Consider the following 15638-nt stretch of genomic DNA (forward strand, 5'->3'; position numbering starts at 1 on the left):
GCGCCGCGGCGCTCAGGCCGGGCGCGCCAGCTTGCCGAAGACGCTGCGGTGGAAGACCAGCGGTTGGAAGGTCTCCGAGTGCGCCACCGCGTGCAGCCGCAGCAGCACGATCGTGTGGTCCCCGGCCACCACCTCGTCGTGGATGGTGCAGTCGAAGTGGGCGAGCCCCTCGACCGGGAACAGCGCCCCCTGCTCGCTGACCCGCACCGGGACGTCGTCGAAGCGCTGGTCGACCGGGCCGGCGAGCTGTCGGCACACCTGTCCGTGGTGGTCGGCCAGCACCGTGACCCCCAGGTGCGGAGCCAGGCGCAGGTCGGGCCAGGTCTTGGAGGAGTTCGCGATCGAGAACGACACCAGCGGCGGGTCGAGGCTGACCGAGGTGAAGGAGCTGGCCGCCAGCCCGGTCGCCCGGCCGTCAACCTCCGCGGCCACCGCGACGACGCCGCTGGGGAAGGTGCCGAAGGCCTGTCGCAGCTGCACCGGGTCCAGGTCCTGGTTGGTGCTGAGCGGGTTGCTGGCGGGGTCGGTCATGCCGGCACCCCGGCCCGGGCGGTGACCAGCACCCGCACGTCGTCGGCGACGGCGTCCAGCCAGTCGGCGTACGCCGTGGGGTCGTCGTGCGCGGCGTCGAGCACGTAGAGCCCGCGCACCGTGCGGCCGCCGAGCTCGTCCAGGAGCGGGCGCAGGGTGTGCTCCGGCGCCAGCGCGTGGGCGGGTCCGCCGCCGAGCATCAGCGGCACCGCGACCCCGCGCAGCCCCGTGCCGCCGGCGAAGCGGTCCAGGAAGATCTTCAGCAGGCCGGTGTAGGTGGCCTTGTAGGTGGGGCTCGCGACCACCACCAGGTCGGCGGCGCCGACCTGGGCCACCAGCTCGGTGACGCCCGCGTCGGACCAGTCCAGGAGGCGCCCGCCCAGGGTGCCGAGATCGACGACCAGGTCGGGTGCGGAGCCCGCCAGCGCGGTCGCGACGTGGGTCGCGGCGGCCAGGGTGCGCGACGCCGGCTTGGGGTTGCCGACCACCACCGCGACGCGGGGGCGAACGGGGAAGAGGGGCTGGCTCATGTCACTCCTGGAGGCTTTTGAACTAATGTCTATCAAGATACTCCAGAATAAAGCCACGAGCAGTCATGGTCCCGGATGCTGAGCCCGGCGCGTCAGCCCTGGCGCAGGCCCGCGGCCACCCGGTCCAGGAGCTCCTCGGCCCCCGCCGCGTCCCGGGCCCGGCCGCTCACGTTGACCTCCACCTCCGCGTCGGGACCGTCGCCCAGGTCCACCCAACGCACGAAGTTGTGACGCTGGTGGCCGAGGTCGTCGATGTAGGTGTACTCCAGGCCGTCGGCGCCCAGCGAGGTCGAGCGCACCCCGCGCTCCTGCTCGCGGACCGAGGCGAGCCGGGCCGCGCGGTGCTCGGCGACGCCCGCCTGCTGGCTGCCCACGTGCTCGACGCGCAGCACGAAGGTGTCGTTGGGGTTGCCCCGCACCTTCCACTTGAACTCGTTCGGGGCGTTGCTGATCCGCACCCAGGCAGCCGGGACCGGGAACGTCACCCGGGTGGGCCCCTCGCCGAACGACGTCTCCTCCAGTGCCAGCCCGGTGGGCAGGGGGGCCGCGTCCGGGTCCGGGGTGATCTCCTCGCCGGCGGCCGTCGGCACGCTCGGTGCGGCCGCCGGCACCGGGACCGCCCGGCCCGAGGCGCGCACCGGATCGGCGGCGTACGACGCGGCGTAGCCGGCGCCCGCGCCGAGGCAGAGCAGCAGCCCCGTCGCTGCCAGTCCCCGTCCGCTCATGGGCGCCAAGATAGTCGCGCCATCGTCGAACCGGGTGCTGTCCGGCGAGCCCGGACCCGTCCGGAGTCAGTCCAGGATCTTGGCGTCCCGGTGCAGCTCGCGGTGCTCCTCGTAGATGGCCGCGTTGAGGTGCAGCCGGGCGACCTCGTCCTCGGTGAGCTCGCGGCGCACCTTGCCCGGGACGCCCGCGACCAGGGTGCGGGGCGGCACCTGCATGCCCTCGGTGACCAGGGCCCCGGCCGCGATGAGCACCTCGTCGCCGATGACCGCGCCGTTCATCACCGTGGCTCCCATGCCGACCAGCACGTGGTCGCCGACCGTGGCACCGTGGATGACCGCGCCGTGGCCGACCGAGACACCAGCGCCGAGGGTCAGCGGCTTGCCCGCGTCCACGTGGAAGACGCAGTTGTCCTGCACGTTGGAGCCGGGGCCGATGGTGATCGGCTCGTTGTCGGCCCGCAGCACGGCACCGTAGAAGACCGAGGCTCCCTCGGCCAGGTGGACGGAGCCGACCAGGGTCGCGTTGGGGGCGACCCAGGCGGAGTCGGGCACGACGGGGGAGCGGTCTCCAAGGGCGATCAGCATGGGGGCAACCGTAGCGAGGCTCCCTCTGTGACTGCGATCACATCGGGTGTTACCGTCCGTTTGTGCGCCGAACGATTCCGCTGCTGCTGTCCGCCCTCGTCCCCGTGATGGCCGTCCTGGCCTGGATGCCACCCAGCCAGGCGGACCCCGGCGGCTTCAGCGTGGTGTGGGACAAGGGTCCGGGCGGCGAGCGGTACGTCGCCCTGGGTGACTCCTTCGCCTCCGGCCCCGGCATCGCGCCGCAGCGCCCCGAGGGCTGCACCCGCAGCGAGCGCAACTTCTCCACCCTGTTCGCCCAGGCGCTCGACGTCGACGCGTTCACCGACGCCAGCTGCGGGGGCGCCACCACCAAGGAGCTGTTCGCCGCCCAGGGCGCCGGCAGCGCGGCCAACCCCCGGCAGCTCGACGCGCTGTCCGCGGACACCACCCTGGTCACCTTCGGCACCATCGGCGGCAACGACATCGGGCTGGTGCAGCTGGCGGCCAGCTGCTTCACCACGAACTGCGTCCCGACGTCGGGCGACCCGTACGCGGCGAAGTTCGACGCCCTGAAGACCCAGCTGACCAAGGGCGTCGCAGAGGCGATGACCAAGGCGCCCGACGCCCAGATCCTGGTCGTCGGCTACGGCACCTACCTGCCGCCCGCCGGCTGCGTCGACGTCTTCGGCGGTGCGCTGACGCTGGAGGAGTTCGGCTACGTGCAGAGCCAGATCGACCGGATGTCGGACACCCTCGAGGCCGTGGCCGTCGAGCAGGGCGTGGACTTCGTCGACATGCGCGACATCCCCGGCTCGGTCGACCACACCGCGTGTGCGGCTCCCGAGCGGCAGTGGATCCGGGCCCTCAACACCTACAACGACGGCGTCACGCTGCACCCCTCGGCCTGCGGCATGTCCGCCATGGCCCAGCACCTGACCCGCACCCTCGAGGACCTCCGCGGCTTCCCGCAGACGCCCTTCGACGACTCGTGCGTCAGCGCCGGCGGCCCCGCCTCGACCCCGGCGCCCAGCCCCACGGCGACGCCGACCGTGTCGCCGACTGCCAGCCCGACGGCCACCCCCACGGCGACCCCCACGACGGCGGCGCAGCCCACCCGCGAGACCCGTCTCGCGGCGCTGCGTGCCGAGGCCCGCACGGTGCGGGTCCGTGCCTCCTGCGTGGGCGGCACCAAGGTGCGGCTCGGGATGCGCGGCGACACCGACCACGTCACCCGGGTGCGCTTCGTCGTCGGCGGCCAGAGGGTGGCCGTGGCCCCGGAGGCGCCGTTCCGGGTCACCGCCCAGGCGGGCACGGTGCGGCACAGCGGCCTGGTCAAGGCCAAGGTGACGCTGCGCGACGGCGACCTCAGGATCGGCCGTCACAAGACCGTCGAGCGGCCCCGTTGCCTGCGGTGACCTTGTGCGTCGCTGACGCTGCGGCGATCATCGGAGGATGGACGTAGGCCTCCTGGTCCAGCTGGGCGTCGTCGTCGCCTTTTTGGTCCTGCTCTGGGTGCTGCCTGACTGGGTGGCCTACCGCGAGCGTGCCCGGAGGATGGTCCATCTCCTCGGGGTCGACGCTCCCGAGCCGCCGGCCCCGACCGGCCCGCCGGTCCAGCGGATCGCCGCCGACGCCCAGCGGATCCGCTCGGCGATCCGGCAGGCTCCCGCAGGGACGCCGGTCGCCCGGATGCGCGGCTGGCAGCAGGCCTACGACGACGTGCTGGTCGTGGCCTGCGAGGCGCTGGACCTGGAGCAGCGCCTGGGCCGCCTGCCGCCCGGCGTCCAGCGCGACCTGGAGCGCGAGCGGGTGGAGCGGATGCTGGTGCGGGCCGGTCTGCTCGCGGGCAGCGTCGACCGCTAGCGCAGATCAGCGCGGCGGGAACACGCAGAACTCGTTGCCCTCGGGGTCGGCCAGCACCGTCCACTGCGGCTGGTCCCACAGATGGGTCGCACCCCGGTCGAGCAGCTCCTCCGCCCGCCCCACGACGTCCCAGTGCAGCCGGTTGGGCTCGGTGCGCGGCTCGGGCACCGGCCCGAAGTCCAGCGTCATCCGGTCGTCGACGGCCACGCCGGTCAAGGTCCACCAGTCGCCGTGGGGGTCGCGGGTCGGGGTCGCGCCGAACAGCTCGCCCCACCACTGGGCCAGGTGCTCGGGGTCGGCGCAGTCGATGGCGACGCCGTGGAGGCGGTAGTCCGGCACCTGGTCGGCGCCGCGCTCGAACCCGCAGAACTCGTTGCCCTCGGGGTCGGCCAGCACCGTCCAGTCGAAGCCGGTCTCCGAGGACGGTGCCAGCACCGTGGCGCCGAGGGCGACCAGGTCGTCGACCGAGGCGCAGTCGACGTCGAGGTGGAGCCGGTTCTTGACCCGGTGCGGCCGGTCCACCTGGTTGACCCACACGGTGTGGCGCGGCGTGGGGCCGGTGAGCCGATCGGGGTCGGCCGGGTCGGCGACCTCCAGGCCGCTGACGGCGGACCAGAACCGCGACTGGGAGCCGACGTCGAGGGCGTCGATGCACAGGTCCTGCCAGGTCACGAGGCTCATGAGTCCAGTCAAGCGGTTCCAGGTCGCGGCCGCCACTGCAGGACGACCCGTTCTCCTGCGCGTCCCGTGGTCCCTCGGCGAGGATGCCGGCTGTGCGCGTTGGACCGGCGCATCCCGACGATCCGATGGGCATGAAATGGGACGTACCCGCGACTCGGCTGTGACGCGCTGGGAGCGCCGCACAGAGGTCCCGCTGATGCTCCTCGTGCTGGCGTTCGTGGTTGCCTACGCGTGGCCGGTCCTCGATCCGCGCCTCGACCAGGACCTCAGGACGTTCCTGACCGCGCTCTCGTGGGGCGTGTGGGTCGCCTTCGCCGTGGACCTCGCCATCCGGCTGTTCCTCGCCGAGGAGCGGAAGACGTACGCCGCGCAGCACTGGTACGACGTCGCGCTGGTGGTGCTGCCGATCCTTAGGCCGCTGCGACTCCTTCGACTCCTCGCGCTCCTGCGGATCCTCGACCGCTCGGCCGCCAGCAACTTTGCGGGCCGGGTCCTGGTCTATGCCGCCTCGGTGGCGGTGATGGCCGTGGGCCTCGGTGGCCTGGCAGTCCTGGACGCCGAGCAGGACGCTGCCGGGGCGAACCTCACCTCGTTCGGCGATGCCGTCTGGTGGGCTTGCACGACGGTGACGACCGTCGGCTACGGAGATCGGTTCCCGGTCACCTTCGAGGGGCGCGCGGTGGCCGTCGTGCTCATGGTCGTCGGCATCGGTCTCGTCGGCTCCGTGACCGCCTCGCTTGCCTCATGGATGCTCGCCCGCATCGAGGAGGAACGTCGTACCGGGCGGGACCGGGAATCGTCCTAGCGGGCAGCCGAATCCTTCCTCGGTCGCTAAGGTGCCTGGTCATGCCCAAGATCCGCCGTGGCCACCGCGACGCGCTCGTCAAGTACCTCCTCGCGCTGTCGTTCACCGTGGTGTCGGCGCTCGCCACCGCTCCGGCGCCGCAGCTCTCGCCCGCCCTGGACGAGGCGGCCACGAGGCTGGCGAGACTGCCCGCGTCGGACGGCCCCGGGGTGAACGGGCCCGGCAACGGGCGGGGCACCGGGAAGGGCAAGGCGGGCAAGGCCGAGACCAAGAAGCAGCAGGCGGACAAGCGTCGGGCCAAGAAGAAGGCGGCGGCACGGAAGGCCGCCCCGGCGAGCGACAACCCGCTGGTCGGGCACCCGATGGGCGTCTACCAGGGGCCCGGCGACCAGGCGTGGGCGCCGTACGTGAACTCCAGCGGGGCCAACCGCGAGCTGCTCGCGAAGATCGCGCTGCGCCCCAAGGCCAAGTGGTTCGGTGCCTGGATCGCGGACCGCAGCATCCGGGCCAGCGTCGCCGACTACGTCGCCAACAGCACCGGCGGCGACCCCAACGTCCTGGTGCAGATGGCGGTGTTCCGCATGGTCCCCTGGGAGCACGAGGCGTGCCGTCGGCTGCCCACCCCGGGCGAGCAGGCCAGCTACCGGTTCTGGATCGACGAGTTCGCCGCCGGCGTCGGCGCCGCCCACGCCGCCATCGTGCTCCAGCCCGACGGTCCGTTCGCGCTGTGCGCCCCCGGCGGCTCCCGGCTGCCCTCGGAGCTGGTGAAGTACGCCGCCACCAGGTTCGCCGCGCTGCCGAACACCCACGTCTACATCGACGCCGGTGCCGCCGACTGGCCCAAGGACAACCCCGCAGAGGCCGCCGAGATCCTGGTGCGAGCAGGAGTGGGACAGGTTCGCGGGTTCGCGCTCAACTCCACCCACTACGTCGCGGTGGCCGACGACATCGCCTTCGGCACCAAGGTGGTCGCCGAGCTGGCCCGCCGCGGCATCCCCGGCCGGCACTTCGTCATCAACACCTCCTCCAACGGCCAGGGCTTCGAGTTCAGCCAGGGCCGCGGCAACCACCCCGACAACGCCAACGTGTGCCGCACGCCGGCGGAACGGGTCTGCGTGACCCTCGGCATCCCGCCCACCGTCGACGTGGCCAACCCGCGCTGGGGGCTGGGCGAGGAGCTGTCGGCCGCCGCGGCCGAGCACGTGGACGCCTACCTGTGGTTCGGCCGGCCGTGGCTGAACATGCAGAACGACCCGTTCGTGCTGGACCGGGCGCTGGCGATGGCGCGCACCACTCCCTGGTAGCCCGCGTCCCGCGCCCCGTGGCCGCGACCGAAGGTGCCCGGGTCAGGACTTACGATTCGCCCATGCGCCTTCGCCCCGTCTCCGCCCGTCCCGCCGTACGCCGTCGCGTCGGCGCCTTCGCTCTCGCTCCGCTGCTGCTGGTGGGTTCCGCGTGCGCCCCGACCGAGGACGCGGACGACGAGGCCACCGACAGCGAGACCGGTGCCAGCGACGCCGAGGTCACCGACCCCGCGGCCTGTGCCGAGGACGCGGTGCGCAAGCCCGGCACCCTGACCATCGCGACGGACTCCCCGGCGTACGAGCCGTGGTTCACCGACAACGACCCCACCACCGGCGAGGGCTTCGAGTCGGCCGTGGCCTACGAGGTGGCCAAGCGCCTCGGCTTCGACGCCGACGCCGTCACGTGGGTCACGGTGCCGTTCAACACCTCCTACAAGCCCGGGCCCAAGGAGTTCGACTTCGACATCAACCAGATCTCGGTCACCCCCGAGCGGGCCGAGCGCGTCGACTTCTCCTCCGGCTACTACTCCGCCGCCCAGGCCGTGATCGCACTGGAGGAGAACGCCGCCGCCCAGGCCACCAGCCTGGAGGACCTCAAGGGCCTGCGCCTCGGCGCCCAGACCGGCACCACCTCGCTCACCGCGATCCGCGACCAGATCCAGCCCGACGCCGAGATCTCCGTCTTCGAGGACACCAACGCCGCCAAGCAGGCGATGATGAACGACCAGGTCGACGCGATCGTCGCGGACCTGCCCAGCGCCTTCTACATCACCGCCGCGGAGATCCCGCAGGCCTCGATCACCGGTCAGTTCCAGCCCGACTCCGAGGACCAGGAGACGTTCGGCCTGCTCTTCGAGAAGGGCAGCGAGCTGGTCGGCTGCGTCGACGCCGCGCTGGCCGAGATGGACACCGACGGCACCCTGGCCCAGCTGCAGCAGGCGTGGCTCTCCGACACGGTCGGCGTTCCCGAGCTCCAGTGAGCCGGCCAGACCCGGCGTACGCCGCCACGGCTGACTGGCAGCCGAGCGAGCGCGAGCTGGACCGGCGCCGGGTCCGGCGCACGCTGCACCGCCGCTCGCTGGGCGTCGCGACGCTGACCACGCTCGTCGTCTTCGGGGCGCTGGCGGCCGTGGTCGTCTCATCGCCCGGCTGGGGAGTGGTGCAGGAGTACTTCTTCGACCTCGACCACGCCCGGGACTCGTTCCCCGCGATCTGGGCGGGTTTCTGGCTCAACGTCAAGATGTTCCTGATCGCCGAGCCGCTGATCCTGCTGCTGGGACTGGGTCTGGCGCTGGCCCGCCAGGCCCGCGTGGCGTGGCTGACCCCGCTCCGGCTGCTGGCCGTGCTCTACACCGACCTGTTCCGGGGCGTGCCGACCATCCTGCTGGTGGTGCTGCTGGCCTTCGGGATGCCTGCGCTGCAGCTCCAGGGCGTCCCCAACGACCGGTTCTTCTGGGCGCTGGTGGCGCTGGTGCTCTCCTACGGCGCCTACGTCGCGGAGGTCTTCCGTGCCGGCATCGAGTCGGTGCACCCCTCCCAGCTGGCCAGTGCCGAGACGCTGGGGCTGACCCGGGCGCAGGCGATGCGCCACGTGGTGGTGCCGCAGGCGGTGCGCCGCGTCGTACCGCCGCTGCTCAACGACTTCGTCTCCCTGCAGAAGGACACCGCGCTGGTCTCCACCGTCGGCATCTTCGACGCCGTCTTCGCCGCCCGCGACTACGGCAACTACAACTTCAACGACACGCCCCTGGTGGTGGTGGCGCTGTTCTTCGTGGTCATCACCATCCCGTTGGCCCGGCTCACCGACCACCTGCAGAAGCGGGTCGCGGCCCGGGAGCGGGCGGGTGCGCGATGACCGCCCCGACCTCCGCGGAGCCGCTGCTGCGGGTGCGCGGCCTGCGCAAGACGTACGGCGACCGGGTGGTGCTGCACGACATCGACCTCGACGTCGCCCCCGGTGACGTGATCTGCCTGATCGGGTCCTCCGGCTCCGGCAAGTCCACCCTGCTGCGCTGCCTCAACCTGCTCGAGGAGATCGACGACGGCCTGATCGAGCTGGCCGGGGTCGACATCTCCGACCCGCGCACGGACCGCCGGGCGGTGCGCTCGCAGATGGGGATGGTCTTCCAGGCCTACAACCTTTTCCCGCACCTGAGCGTGCTGGACAACATCACCCTGGCCCCGCGCAAGGTGCACGGCGTGGGGCGTGCCGAGGCCGAGCAGCGGGCCCGCGACCTGCTCGCCCGGTTCGGTCTGGCCGACAAGGCCGCCGCGCACCCCGACCGCCTCTCCGGCGGTCAGCAGCAGCGGGTCGCGCTGGTCCGCGCGCTGGCGACGAGCCCGGCGCTGCTGCTGCTCGACGAGATCACCGCGGCCCTGGACCCCGAGCTGGTCGGCGACGTGCTGGGGGCGGTGCGGAGCCTGGCGCAGGAGGGGACGACCTTGGTGCTGGCCACCCACGAGATGTCGTTCGCCCGCGAGGTGGCGACCCGGGTCTGCTTCCTCGACGGGGGCCGGATCCTGGAGCAGGGTGCGCCCGCCGACATCTTCTCCAGCCCGCGGGAGGCGCGGACGCGGCAGTTCCTCGACCGGGTGCTGAGCGAGCGGGGTTGAGGGCTGGATCCTCAGATGCCGTTGAGGTCGAGGTGGACGGAGAACCCGTTGCCCACGCGGTCGCCTGCCGGCGCGGCGAGCCCGGCCAGCACACCCACCGCGACCGCGAGGAGCAGCAGGCCTCGGGCGAGGGGCTGCAGCTCGGCCTTGGTCAGGGTGCGCTGCCGACGCAGGTAGTCGCTGGTGGAGAAGTTGACCATGGCCACCAGCTGGACCAGGGAGACCGCCAGGGCGACCAACCAGAGGGCGTTCGCCGACTCCCCAGCGCTCCAGAGCGCCACCACCGGCTGGAGACCGACGGCGATCCACGCGAGCACCAGCCGGACGGTGCGCCCGTGCAGCACCCCCACGGAGCCCCAGGTGAGGAGCGCGGCACCCACCGCCGCCGAGAGCAGCACGGAGATCGGCCCGGAGTCGGTGAAGCCGCGATCGACGACGTCCAGCAGCTGCATCGCCAGGAAGGTCCATCCCAGGATCCAGGCGGAGCCGGGCAGCGTCGGGGTCGTCGTCTTGTCCGCAACGTCGGTCACGGGCTGAGTGTGGCACCCCAGCGCTGTGCCCGCTCGATCTCGTGCTCGAGCAGTGGGCCCTCCAGTTCCTCCACGTAGAAGCTCTCCACCGCGATGAGACGGCCAAGGTGGTGCCGCTTCACGCTCCTGGCGGCTGCCTTGGCCGCCGACCCGGGGAGGGAGCGCACCTTCGCGACCCGGGTGTCGAAGGTGGCGACCGCGACCTGGTCCGAAGGTGCCTGCGCCTCCAGCCACTCGCGGATCCCGCGACCCTCGTGGCCCGGCGCCGCGCCCTTGGTGGTGGCGTCCTTGCGGGTGGACTCCCGACTCATGGAGAACGCGTGCGTGGGGCCGCCCACGACCAGCAGGTCGACGACGGCGGGGAGCGTGGGGGGCGCGTCCCCGACCTCGAGCGCCGGTACGTCGGGGCCCAGCCCGCGTGCCACCGCCCGGGCGATCGCGCGGGTGTTGCCCCACATCGACTCGTAGACCACCAGGGTGCTCATGGCGGGGGTGCGTTCTTCATGCCCCCCACGTTCCTCCGTCCGCGCCACGCCGACCAGTGCTTGCGCGTGTGAGGTGACAGATAGTCCGGTCGGTCTAGAGTCGGGGAATGGTCCTCGGCTGCCCCAAGACGATGACCTACGGGCCGTGCGGCGGGGTGCGCGACGACGCCTCGTGCGAGCTCGACACGCGGCCGTGCCCGTTCGCCGGGCCGGACGCGACCGTCGTGGCGTGGGAGCGCCCGCCGAGCGAGCCCACCTTGCCGGGCAGCTCGTTGCTCGCCGCGGCCGGGCGCGGCCCGGTCGTGCTCACCGACCTCACCATCCCGTCGTTCGACCCTGCCGGCGTCGCGGCCGTCACCCGCACGCTGGCCGGCTCCTGCGACGCGCTGCTGGTGGGGGAGCACCAGAACCGGCCGGACTTCCCGCCGACCCTGATGGCCGCCCTGATCGCCGAGGCCGGGGGCGTCGCCTGGGTGACGCTGGCCTGCCGCGACCGCAACCGGCTGGTGCTGGAGCAGGAGCTCGCCGGCCTCGCCGTCGCGGGCGTCGACGGGGTGCTGTGCGTGACCGGGGACGTGCGCGCCCAGGGCGTGCGACCCGACGTCACCCAGGTCTTCGACCTCGACGGCACCCAGCTCGCGGCGCTGGCCCGGGAGGCCGGTCACGCGGTCGCCGTACCGGAGTCGCCCGCGGCCCTGCCGCGACACCTGCGGCCCGCCCGCCTAGTGGAGAAGCAGCGCGCCGGGGCGCACCTGGCCGTCCTGAACCACGTGCGCAGCCCCGAGGAGGTGGCGGCGTTCGTGGCGGCCTCCCGCGCCCTCGGCCTGACCATCCCGGTGATCGCGGCGGTCGCGGTCTACAGCGACGAGCGGTCCGCGCGGCTGCTGCAGAACTTCCCCGGGCTCCACCTGGACGACGCCCAGGTCACGCAGGTGCTGGGCGCCTCCGACGTACGATCCGCGGGCGTCGAGGCGGCCGTGCGCGAGGCGCGGGCGATGCTGGCCATCGACGGCGTGGCGGGGGTCAACCTGTCCGGTCTGGGCTCCGGCGCCGGGGCGATGGCCGGCGCACAGGTCAAGGCCGAGGTGGGCAACCGGATCCGGGAGGACAGATGAGCGAAGCAGAGGCGATGGCCGACGAGTTCGACACCATCGCGTGGTGGACGGCCTCGGCGGTCGCGGAGCTCGGGGAGGACCATGCCCTGCCGGCTGCGTGCCGGGGCAGCGGCAGCCCGGCTGCGCTCGCCTGGCTGGCCTCCTCGATGGAGCTGGGTCAGGGCACCCGGCTGCTGGACTCCGGTGCCGGGGTCGGCGGTCCCGCGGAGTACGCCGCCCGCTCGTACGGCGTGCGCCCGGTCCTGGCCGAGCCCATGGAGGGCGCCTGTCGCGCGGCGCGCCGCCTCTTCCGGCGCCCCGTCGTGGTCTCCGACGGGCTGCGACTGCCCTTCCCGGACGCGGCCTTCGACGCCGCCTGGTCGCTGGGCGTGCTGTGCACCGTGGAGGACAAGCGGGCCTACCTGAGCGAGCTTCGGCGCACAGTGGTCCCGGGCGGTGCCGTGGGGCTGCTCGTCTACACCCGGGCCGTCGACGACCTGCCCGACCAGCCCGAGGGCAACCACTTCCCCAGCCACGACGAGCTCGTCGCCGACCTGGCGGCGGTCGGGCTCGAGCTGGACGACGAGACCGCGCTGGCCGACGTCGCGGCCACCCCCGAGGACTGGGACGAGGCCGCTTCCCGGGTCGAGGAGGTCGTGGCGCGCGAGCACCGCGACGACGAGCGCTGGCAGCGCGCCCAGGCCCAGCAGGAGACGATCGCCGGGCTGATCGGTGACGAGCTCGTCGTCGGCGTGCTCCTCACCTGCCGCACGCCAGTGCCGTCTGACATCGTGGAGCAATGACCTCCACCACCCGCCCGCCCCTGCCCGTCGTCGTCGTGACCGGTGCCAACGGCCTCGTCGGCAGCCACGTCGTCGCCGCGCTGGCCGCACGAGGGGCGACGGTGCGGGCCGTCGTACGCCGTCCGGGGACGGCGCCCGCGATCCCCGGGGTCGAGGAGCGGGTGGGGGAGTTCTCCGACCCGGCGTTCGCCGGCCACGTGGTCGCGGGCGCCGACACCCTCGTCACCACCGTGCACCCGTTGAGCGGGGACGCCCAGACCCAGCTCGAGGTCGGGTACGCCGGCACCCTGGTGATCGTGGAGGCCGCCGCCGAGGCGGGGGTCCAGCGGCTGGTGCACCTGTCGACGGCGGCCGTCTACGACCGCCGCCCCGGGGTCGGCGACGTCGACGAGCACGCCGCGCTGGCGCCGGACGACCCGGGCGACTACGCGGTGATCAAGCGGGACCTGGACCTGGCGCTGTCCGAGGTGAGCGGCCTGACCCGGGTGCTGCTGCGGCCCCCGGCGATCCTCGGCCCGGGGGAGTCCTCGGTGTGGAACACCCTGCGCCCGGCGGACATCGCCCGCGACGAGGCGGAGCGGCACGCGGTGCCGGAGAAGTCGTTCGCCTGGGTGCACGTCGACGACCTGGCGGCGCTGGCCGCCGACGTGGCGGCCGGCCTGGTGGCGACCGCGAACGACCCGGACGACGGACCGGTGGAGGGCGCGTGCACCCCGGTCAACGTGGCCGGCGGCCCGGCGACGCTGCGGGACTACTACGGCGCGGTGACCGAGGCGCTGGGTGTGGAGCCGGTGTGGGAGGAGGGCCCGGCGTGGACCGGGCAGATCCTCTCCGACCGGGCCCGGCGCTGGGGCTGGGAGCCGAAGGTCGACCTGGACCAGGCGCTGGGCGAGCTGAAGGACGGCCTGCGGCGCTGACGGGCCGGGGCGCGACGAGGGAGAGGGGCTGCGGATGCGACCGTCTGCAGCGGAGGTCTGGCCGGTCGTCCATGCGGAGCGGGATCGGCTGGCCGACGACCTGGCGGATCTGACCGCGGAGCAGTGGCGGACCCCGTCGCTGTGTGCCGGCTGGGACGTGCACGACGTCCTGGCGCACCTGGTGCACACCGCCAGGACCACCCGGCTGTCGTTCGCTCGCGACATGGTGATGGCGCGCGGCAGCTTCGACCGGGTCAACGACCGCGGGATCACCCGTCAGCAGAGCGCCGAGCCGCGCGACACCCTGGCGTCCCTGCGAGCGGCGAGCGACCTCACGCGGACGCCGCCGGCGAACCTGGCGACGCGTCTGGTCGAGGCGATCGTGCATGGGGAGGACATCCGCCGCCCGCTCGGGATCCACGGGGCCTACCCGCACCCGGCGACGATCGCGGCGCTCGGCTACCAGGTCCGGACGCCCGTCTCCTTCGGTGGAGGGCGGGAGCGCGTGTCCGGCCTGAGGTTGGTGGAGGCCTCCTCCGGCACCAGCTGGGGCGACGGTCCCGAGGTGGTGGGCCCCGCCCTCGACCTGCTGCTCGCGGTCAGCGGTCGCCCGGTCGCTGCGGCGCGGCTCACCGGCGACGGCGCCCCGCGGCTGCTGGGGGGCGTGGCGTGACCCGTCTCAGCTCGTGGAAGCAGGGGGCTGCCAGCCGCCCTCGTCGCGGATCGAGCGCATGATCCGCTGGGTGATCTGACGCAGCTGCCTCTGCTGAGCCTGCGTCAGCGGATCGAGGACGAGTCGGTGCACCGTGGCCACGTGTCCGGGGGTGGCCTGCTCCACCTTCCGTGACCCCAGGTCGGAGAGGGTCGCCAGGGTGTACCGCCCGTCGCTCGGGTCGGTCTCGCGCCGCAGCCAGCCCTTGGTCTCCAGGCGCGAGACCGCTCGGGAGAGCCGGGACAGGGAGCTGTTGGCGTAGCCCGCCAGCACGCTGAGGCGCAGCGTCCGGTCGGGCGCCTGGGCGAGCGCGTAGAGGAGGCCGTACTCGAAGTGCGTCAGCTCGGCGTCCCGCTGCAGCTGGGCGTCGAGCGCGGAGGGCAGCCACTCCAGCACGGTGGCCAGGGAGGCCCAGGTCTCGAGGTCCTCGCCGATGAGCTCTGCGGGGGTGCTGGGGTCCGACATGGCAGCAGGGTACGGGACGTCACGCCGAGGTGATGACTTGATCAGGAAAGTCATCCGGCCTACGGTTCACTTGACTGAGCAAGTGAATCGGCTGCCCGAGGGGCGGCGCTACCGGACCGGATGATGGGAAGACATGGATCTGCAACTGGCGGGCAAGTCGGCGTTCGTGAGCGGCTCGACGCAAGGAATCGGCTATGCGATCGCGCAGGGGCTGTTGCGAGAGGGCGCGGCGGTCGTGATCAACGGCCGGGACGCCGACCGGGTCCGCGCGGCGGTGGCCACCCTGGAGGCGGCGGTGCCCGGTGCGGCCGTCTCCGGGGTCGCCGCGGACTTCGCCGACCCGGAGCAGGTGTCGCGGCTGCTGGAGTCCCTGGGCGACCTCGACATCCTGGTCAACAACGTCGGCCTGTTCGAGCTCCGCCCGTTCGCAGAGATCGCGGACCAGGAGTGGCAGCGCTACTTCGAGGTCAACCTGATGAGCAGCGTGCGGCTGTCGCGGTACGTGCTGCCCGGGATGCTGGCGCGGACCTGGGGTCGCATCCTCTTCGTGGGGAGCGAGTCGGGGGTGAACGTGCCGGCCGACATGCTCCACTACGGCGTCACGAAGGCCGGGATGCTGGCGCTCGCCAACGGGCTGGCCAAGCTCACCCGCGGCACCGAGGTCACGGTGAACACCATCCTCGGCGGACCGACGTACTCCGACGGGGTCGCTGGCACCGTCGCCCGGATCGCGGCGGCCCAGGGCATCCCGGGCGAGGTGCTGAAGGGCGCCATCATCGGCCAGAACCAGACCTCGCTGCTGGAGCGGTTCATCGAGCCGGGCGAGATCGCCAACCTTGCGCTCTACCTCGCGAGCCCGCTCTCCGCTGCCACCAACGGAGCCGCGGTGCGGGCGGACGGGGGAGTCCTCACCGCCATGCTGTGAGGTGCCGGCGCAGGCGCGGGTCGTCGCCGAAGCAAGAACATTCCACTTCATGACGTATGGTTCATCGTGTTGAAGGGATGGCTCCTAGAGC

At 72.9% G+C, this 15638-nt stretch carries 20 protein-coding genes; 12 read left to right on the forward strand and 8 right to left on the reverse strand.

Going from position 1 to position 15638, the window contains the following annotated elements; genetic code table 11:
* Positions 1-12: 12 nt before the first annotated feature.
* From C0R66_RS01290 to C0R66_RS01305, 4 genes are all read right to left on the reverse strand, one after another.
* Positions 13-531, reverse strand: a complete 519-nt coding sequence (locus C0R66_RS01290) for a flavin reductase family protein (RefSeq protein ID WP_101523160.1) — start codon at positions 529-531, stop codon at positions 13-15.
* Complete coding sequence (locus tag C0R66_RS01295) at positions 528-1061, reverse strand: NADPH-dependent FMN reductase (protein ID WP_101523161.1); 534 nt, start codon at positions 1059-1061, stop codon at positions 528-530. The genes C0R66_RS01290 and C0R66_RS01295 overlap by 4 nt, the downstream gene beginning before the upstream one ends.
* 92 nt (positions 1062-1153) lie before the next feature.
* Positions 1154-1786 carry a hypothetical protein gene (locus C0R66_RS01300; RefSeq protein ID WP_101523162.1) on the reverse strand — a complete coding sequence of 211 codons (633 nt, stop codon included), beginning with the start codon at positions 1784-1786 and terminating at the stop codon, positions 1154-1156.
* Between the two features lie 66 nt (positions 1787-1852).
* Positions 1853-2371: a gamma carbonic anhydrase family protein gene (locus tag C0R66_RS01305; RefSeq protein WP_101523163.1), complete on the reverse strand. Its 519-nt coding sequence runs from the start codon at positions 2369-2371 to the stop codon at positions 1853-1855.
* 62 nt (positions 2372-2433) lie between these two features.
* On the opposite strand from C0R66_RS01305, the gene C0R66_RS01310 reads away from it, so the two are divergent.
* Positions 2434-3765: an SGNH/GDSL hydrolase family protein gene (locus C0R66_RS01310; RefSeq protein ID WP_158647821.1), complete on the forward strand. Its 1332-nt coding sequence runs from the start codon at positions 2434-2436 to the stop codon at positions 3763-3765.
* A gap of 37 nt (positions 3766-3802) precedes the next feature.
* A complete protein-coding gene (locus tag C0R66_RS01315) occupies positions 3803-4213 on the forward strand; it encodes a hypothetical protein (protein ID WP_101523165.1) in 411 nt (136 codons plus the stop codon).
* 6 nt (positions 4214-4219) lie between these two features.
* On the opposite strand, the gene C0R66_RS01320 is transcribed toward C0R66_RS01315, so the two are convergent.
* Positions 4220-4894: a VOC family protein gene (locus C0R66_RS01320; RefSeq protein WP_101523166.1), complete on the reverse strand. Its 675-nt coding sequence runs from the start codon at positions 4892-4894 to the stop codon at positions 4220-4222.
* A gap of 196 nt (positions 4895-5090) precedes the next feature.
* On the opposite strand from C0R66_RS01320, the gene C0R66_RS01325 reads away from it, so the two are divergent.
* The 5 genes from C0R66_RS01325 (at position 5091) to C0R66_RS01345 (ending at position 9616) form a co-directional block, all read left to right on the forward strand.
* A complete protein-coding gene (locus C0R66_RS01325) occupies positions 5091-5699 on the forward strand; it encodes a potassium channel family protein (RefSeq protein ID WP_199286756.1) in 609 nt (202 codons plus the stop codon).
* A gap of 41 nt (positions 5700-5740) precedes the next feature.
* Positions 5741-7003 carry a glycoside hydrolase family 6 protein gene (locus C0R66_RS01330; RefSeq protein WP_114423906.1) on the forward strand — a complete coding sequence of 421 codons (1263 nt, stop codon included), beginning with the start codon at positions 5741-5743 and terminating at the stop codon, positions 7001-7003.
* A 62-nt stretch (positions 7004-7065) separates the two neighbouring features.
* Complete coding sequence (locus C0R66_RS01335) at positions 7066-7983, forward strand: ABC transporter substrate-binding protein (protein ID WP_101523169.1); 918 nt, start codon at positions 7066-7068, stop codon at positions 7981-7983.
* Positions 7980-8858, forward strand: coding sequence for an amino acid ABC transporter permease (locus C0R66_RS01340; protein WP_199286757.1), 879 nt, complete (start codon positions 7980-7982; stop codon positions 8856-8858). The genes C0R66_RS01335 and C0R66_RS01340 overlap by 4 nt, the downstream gene beginning before the upstream one ends.
* Positions 8855-9616 carry an amino acid ABC transporter ATP-binding protein gene (locus tag C0R66_RS01345; protein WP_101523171.1) on the forward strand — a complete coding sequence of 254 codons (762 nt, stop codon included), beginning with the start codon at positions 8855-8857 and terminating at the stop codon, positions 9614-9616. The genes C0R66_RS01340 and C0R66_RS01345 overlap by 4 nt, the downstream gene beginning before the upstream one ends.
* Before the next feature lie 11 nt (positions 9617-9627).
* On the opposite strand, the gene C0R66_RS01350 is transcribed toward C0R66_RS01345, so the two are convergent.
* Positions 9628-10146, reverse strand: a complete 519-nt coding sequence (locus tag C0R66_RS01350) for a hypothetical protein (RefSeq protein WP_101523172.1) — start codon at positions 10144-10146, stop codon at positions 9628-9630.
* On the reverse strand, positions 10143-10631 hold the full coding sequence (locus tag C0R66_RS01355) for a flavodoxin family protein (protein ID WP_101523173.1): 489 nt from the start codon (positions 10629-10631) through the stop codon (positions 10143-10145). Before C0R66_RS01355 ends, C0R66_RS01350 begins: the two co-directional genes overlap by 4 nt.
* Before the next feature lie 107 nt (positions 10632-10738).
* Here C0R66_RS01355 and C0R66_RS01360 point away from each other — a divergent pair, with 107 nt between their 5' ends.
* Genes C0R66_RS01360 through C0R66_RS01375 form a run of 4 tightly spaced genes read left to right on the forward strand, consistent with a single transcriptional unit; the run spans position 10739 to position 14118 of the window.
* Entirely contained in the window at positions 10739-11746 is a 1008-nt protein-coding gene (locus C0R66_RS01360) for a methylenetetrahydrofolate reductase (protein ID WP_101523174.1), read from the forward strand.
* On the forward strand, positions 11743-12528 hold the full coding sequence (locus tag C0R66_RS01365; RefSeq protein ID WP_101523175.1) for a class I SAM-dependent methyltransferase: 786 nt from the start codon (positions 11743-11745) through the stop codon (positions 12526-12528). Before C0R66_RS01360 ends, C0R66_RS01365 begins: the two co-directional genes overlap by 4 nt.
* Entirely contained in the window at positions 12525-13445 is a 921-nt protein-coding gene (locus C0R66_RS01370; RefSeq protein WP_101523176.1) for an NAD-dependent epimerase/dehydratase family protein, read from the forward strand. Before C0R66_RS01365 ends, C0R66_RS01370 begins: the two co-directional genes overlap by 4 nt.
* A 34-nt stretch (positions 13446-13479) precedes the next feature.
* The gene (locus C0R66_RS01375; RefSeq protein ID WP_101523177.1) at positions 13480-14118 is read left to right on the forward strand and encodes a maleylpyruvate isomerase family mycothiol-dependent enzyme; all 639 of its coding nucleotides are present in this window, start codon (positions 13480-13482) and stop codon (positions 14116-14118) included.
* 6 nt (positions 14119-14124) lie between these two features.
* Here the strand turns inward: C0R66_RS01375 and C0R66_RS01380 are convergent, their stop codons facing one another.
* The gene (locus C0R66_RS01380) at positions 14125-14622 is read right to left on the reverse strand and encodes a MarR family winged helix-turn-helix transcriptional regulator (RefSeq protein WP_101523178.1); all 498 of its coding nucleotides are present in this window, start codon (positions 14620-14622) and stop codon (positions 14125-14127) included.
* Between the two features lie 133 nt (positions 14623-14755).
* On the opposite strand from C0R66_RS01380, the gene C0R66_RS01385 reads away from it, so the two are divergent.
* Entirely contained in the window at positions 14756-15547 is a 792-nt protein-coding gene (locus tag C0R66_RS01385; protein WP_101523179.1) for an SDR family NAD(P)-dependent oxidoreductase, read from the forward strand.
* The last annotated feature ends 91 nt before the right edge of the window (positions 15548-15638 follow it).

Source organism: Nocardioides houyundeii (assembly GCF_002865585.1).
Classification (GTDB): domain Bacteria; phylum Actinomycetota; class Actinomycetes; order Propionibacteriales; family Nocardioidaceae; genus Nocardioides; species Nocardioides houyundeii.